The following is a 3,765-nucleotide window of genomic DNA, read 5'->3' on the forward strand; positions in this document are numbered from 1 at the left end:
ACGCCGCCGGAGGATCCGCATGGCCGATGGCCGACCCTGCGCGAGATGGTTGCCTCGGGCCGACGCCTGGTGGTCTTCACCGAGCGGCAGGACCTGCCGGGCACGTTCCTGCGCAGCTTCTACCGGTACGCCGAGGACACTCCGTTCGATGCGAAGAAACCCGAGGATCTGCGGACCTGCGCCCGCAACCGGGGCGTGGACGGTGCCTCGCTGCTCCTGATGAACCACTGGCTCACCGCCGCCGCGCCCAGCCGCCGTGCCGCCCTCGGCGCGAACGCCGCCGAGACCGTGTTCACCCGGGCACAGCATTGTCGCCAGGAGCGCGGGCGGATCCCGACGTTCGTCGCGGTCGACTTCGCCACGATCGGTGACGCGCAGGCGGCGGTGGACCGGCTCAACCGCGTTCGCGGCGGTGCCGGTTCCTGACCCTCGGCCAGCCGGTGGGAGCATGTCCGGGCGGTCATGCGTTGACCTGCGAGGAACCATCTAGTGATACGTCACCGTGCGAGGGAGCCCAGGTGCCGATCTGGAACCAGCTGCGTCAGTCCGCCCAGACGATGCAGGGCCAGCTGAACGCCAAGAAAAACGACCTGAAGAGCGGTGCCTTCCGCGATGCCAGCATGGCGATGTGCGCATTGGTCGCCGCGGCGGACGGGACCATCGACCCGGCCGAGCGGCAGCGGGTCGCCGCGCTGATCATCTCCAACGACGTGCTCAACAACTTTCCCGCGGATGATCTCCAGCGTCGCTTCAACGACTATGTCGGCAAGCTGCAGGCCGATTTCGAGTTCGGCAAGGTCTCCATCCTCCAGGAGATCGGGAAGACGAAGAAGAAGCCGGCGGAGGCCAGAGCGGTCATCCAGATCGGGATCGTCATCGGCGGGGCCGATGGCAACTTCGACAAGACGGAGCAGGCCGTCGTGCGGGAGGCGTGCTTCGCGGTCGGCATCAACCCGGAGGAGTTCGACCTCTGAGCCGGACCGGCCGCACTGCGCCGAACCCGTCACCCCGTCACCCCGTCACCCTTCCACCGGCATAGAGGACACGTGGGACCAGCCGATGCCCTGCTCGCGGGCGGGGCGGGTCTGCTCGCGGGCGCGGTGAACACGATCGCGGGCGGCGGGACCCTGATCGCCTTCCCGGCGCTGCTCGCCACCGGTCTGCCGGCGCTGACCGCCAACATCACCTCATCGGTGGGGCTGGTCACCGGGTACGCCGGTGGGGCGCTGGGCTACCGCCGCGAGCTTGCCGGGCAGGCCGTCCGGCTGCGTGCCCTGGGACCGCCGGCTCTGCTCGGCGGTCTGGCCGGCGCCGTTGTGCTGCTGGCCACGCCCTCCGACAGCTTCCGGGCGCTGGTTCCGTACCTGGTGCTGGTCTCCTGTCTGCTCCTGGCGGCTCAGTCCCGGCTCGCGGCCGTGGTGGCACGCCGGAGAGCCAGCACGGCGGCGGGTGGCGGGCCGCCGGAGTCGGCGCCATCCGGGCCATCCGGTTCGCCCGCGGCCGCATTGCTGTCGCCCGCCTCCGGTTCGCTCGCCTCCGACCGGGTGACCTGGCCGACTCGGCTCGGGATCTTCGTCGCGGGAGCCTACGGATCGTATTTCGGCGCGGGGCTTGGGGTGCTGCTCCTTGGGGTGCTGGGCATTCTGCTCACCGACGACCTGCAGCGCACCAACGCGCTGAAGACGCTGCTCGCGTTCGGGGCCAACGCGGTGGGAGTGGCGGTCTTCCTGGTCACCGCGAAGGCCTCGTGGGGGTTCGCCGGCATCCTCGTGGTCGCATCCCTGCTCGGTGGGACGATCGGTGCCCGGGTGGCCCGCCGGCTACGACCGAACGTTCTACGTGGCGTGGTCATCACGCTCGGTGCGATCGTGGCGATCGCGTTGCTGATCCGTGGCTGACCAGCCGGCCGTCCGTTGAACCGGCCGTCCGTGGACTATCTTACGTTATCGGACGGTGCACGCCGTCGTTATCGTACATTCGCGCAAGCAACTCGGCCAGGTAGCGGCTACTCTTCCTAAGCCAGCTTGAGGAAATGGTTCCGGTGACAGCCGGCTGGGTTACCGGTGGGCCCTACGTTCGTCGTCCTCCTGTGAGGAGTTATCCACAGGTGGCCTGCGGCGCTGGATTACCGGGGCTACCTGATGGATTCTCGGTCCATGACGTTTTCCGCTTCGGCCTCGTCCCCGCCGACCCGTCCCGTGCGCTATCCAGGTTTCGACCCCGCGGTCCGCATCGCCGGTCGCCAGGGGGGTGCGATCACCTACCGGCAGGCGATGGCCGCTGGGTTGACCCGCGGCCAGCTGCGCCAGCTCGTCCACTCTGGCCAGTGGAGCCATCCGGTGCGCGGTGTCTTCGTCGTACCTCTCGGCCCGACGGAGCTCCCCGGCTCCGTCGACGACGTCCCGCGGCCGGGGGGCCGGCGGCGCGCCGAGCATTCTGAAATCCGGGAGAAGGAATCCGCCGGACTTGTCCGGAACGACGTCGCGTGCCGACGAAGAAAGCGCCATGGTGCCATCACCGCAGGCCCCGGACACGCGGCGTCGGTCGTCGGCGGTGAAAATACAACGCCGATTCTCCCGGTCTTCTTCTCGCCATTTTCGGCACGGGTACGGGCCGCGCTCATCGGGCGTCCCCGAGCCGTCGTCTGCGGGATCACCGCCGCCCGGCTCCACGGTTTTCCGCTCGAGGTTCCGGAAAGCTCCGCCGAACCCGTGCACCTTCTTCTTCCGGCTCGGCAGACCCGGGCCCAGCCGCGCGGGATCCGGCTGCACTTCAGCGATCTCGACGTCGACCAGCGCGTCGAGCTGGGTGGGATCCCACTCACCTCGCCGGAGCGGACGCTGGCGGATCTCGTGCTGGCCGCCCAGTCGCGTGAGGTGGCGGTCGCCCACCTGGACGCAGCCCTGCACCGCGGCCTGGTGCCGAGCCTGGCGGGGGCACGGGCGGCAGCCGAGGGGCGGCGCGGTTTCCGGCAGACGACCGACTGGTGGTCGCTGGCCGACGGCCGGGCCGAGACCCCCCTGGAGACCCGGCTGCGGCTGCTGCTGGCCGACAACGGGCTCGCGCCCGTGGAATTGCAGTGGCCGGTCATGGACGGGACTGGCCAGATCATCACCCGGCTGGATCTCGCCTGGCCTGCGCAGCGACTCGACGTGGAGGCGGACACCTTCTCGGCCACCAGCCCGCCGGCGATGATCTACCAGGACCGTCATCGCGGCAACATCCTCGCCGCGCTGCGCTGGACGGTGCTGCGCTTCAGCGTGGCCGACGTGACCTGGCATCCGGAGCGGGTCGTCTCGGCGGTGACCCGGGTCCTGGCGGCGCGGGCGGCCGAGCGGGCCGAGGCGTCCAGAGTGGTCGCCGAGGCGTCCGCCGCCGGCACAGCCGCGGTGGCTGAGCGGCTGTGGGCATCGTGAGCAGGGACACGATCCGGCGAAACGCGCGCAAGGCGTTGTGACGGGAAGTACATTCCAGGCCGCCTGGGCCCCCCGGGCCTACGATCCGGAACATGAGCGTTCCATCGGCCGGGTTGTCGCTGGCCGCAGACTTTCCGGAGGCGACGCGCGCCGATTGGCAGACGCTCGTCCTGCAGGTGCTGCGCAAGTCCGGCGTGGCGACCGAGGCGACTACTCCCGGCGAAGTCGAGGAGCTGTTGGCCACGCGGACCTACGACGGTCTGCGGATCCGTCCGCTCTACATCGCCGAGAACACCCCCGCCGGCGGGGTGGGCCTGCCGGGGTTCGCCCCGTTCGTGCGGGGTGGGCG

4 protein-coding genes and 1 pseudogene are annotated in these 3,765 nt (G+C 70.2%); all 5 read left to right on the forward strand.

The window, feature by feature from the left end; all coding sequences use genetic code 11:
• On the forward strand, positions 1 to 426 hold a 426-nt coding region (locus tag AC08OO_RS02830; protein WP_476618211.1), incomplete at its 5' end, for a phosphoinositide-specific phospholipase C-related protein.
• A 92-nt stretch (positions 427 to 518) separates the two neighbouring features.
• Positions 519 to 974, forward strand: coding sequence for a tellurite resistance TerB family protein (locus AC08OO_RS02835; RefSeq protein WP_011437394.1), 456 nt, complete (start codon positions 519 to 521; stop codon positions 972 to 974).
• A gap of 72 nt (positions 975 to 1,046) precedes the next feature.
• Complete coding sequence (locus AC08OO_RS02840) at positions 1,047 to 1,898, forward strand: sulfite exporter TauE/SafE family protein (RefSeq protein WP_476608764.1); 852 nt, start codon at positions 1,047 to 1,049, stop codon at positions 1,896 to 1,898.
• Positions 1,899 to 2,156: 258 nt separating this feature from the next.
• On the forward strand, positions 2,157 to 3,416 hold the full coding sequence (locus AC08OO_RS02845) for a type IV toxin-antitoxin system AbiEi family antitoxin domain-containing protein (RefSeq protein ID WP_476608763.1): 1,260 nt from the start codon (positions 2,157 to 2,159) through the stop codon (positions 3,414 to 3,416).
• A 92-nt stretch (positions 3,417 to 3,508) separates the two neighbouring features.
• Positions 3,509 to 3,765 (forward strand): annotated as a pseudogene (locus AC08OO_RS02850) (methylmalonyl-CoA mutase); the annotation flags it as partial.

Source organism: Frankia sp. CeCAU1, assembly GCF_977971845.1.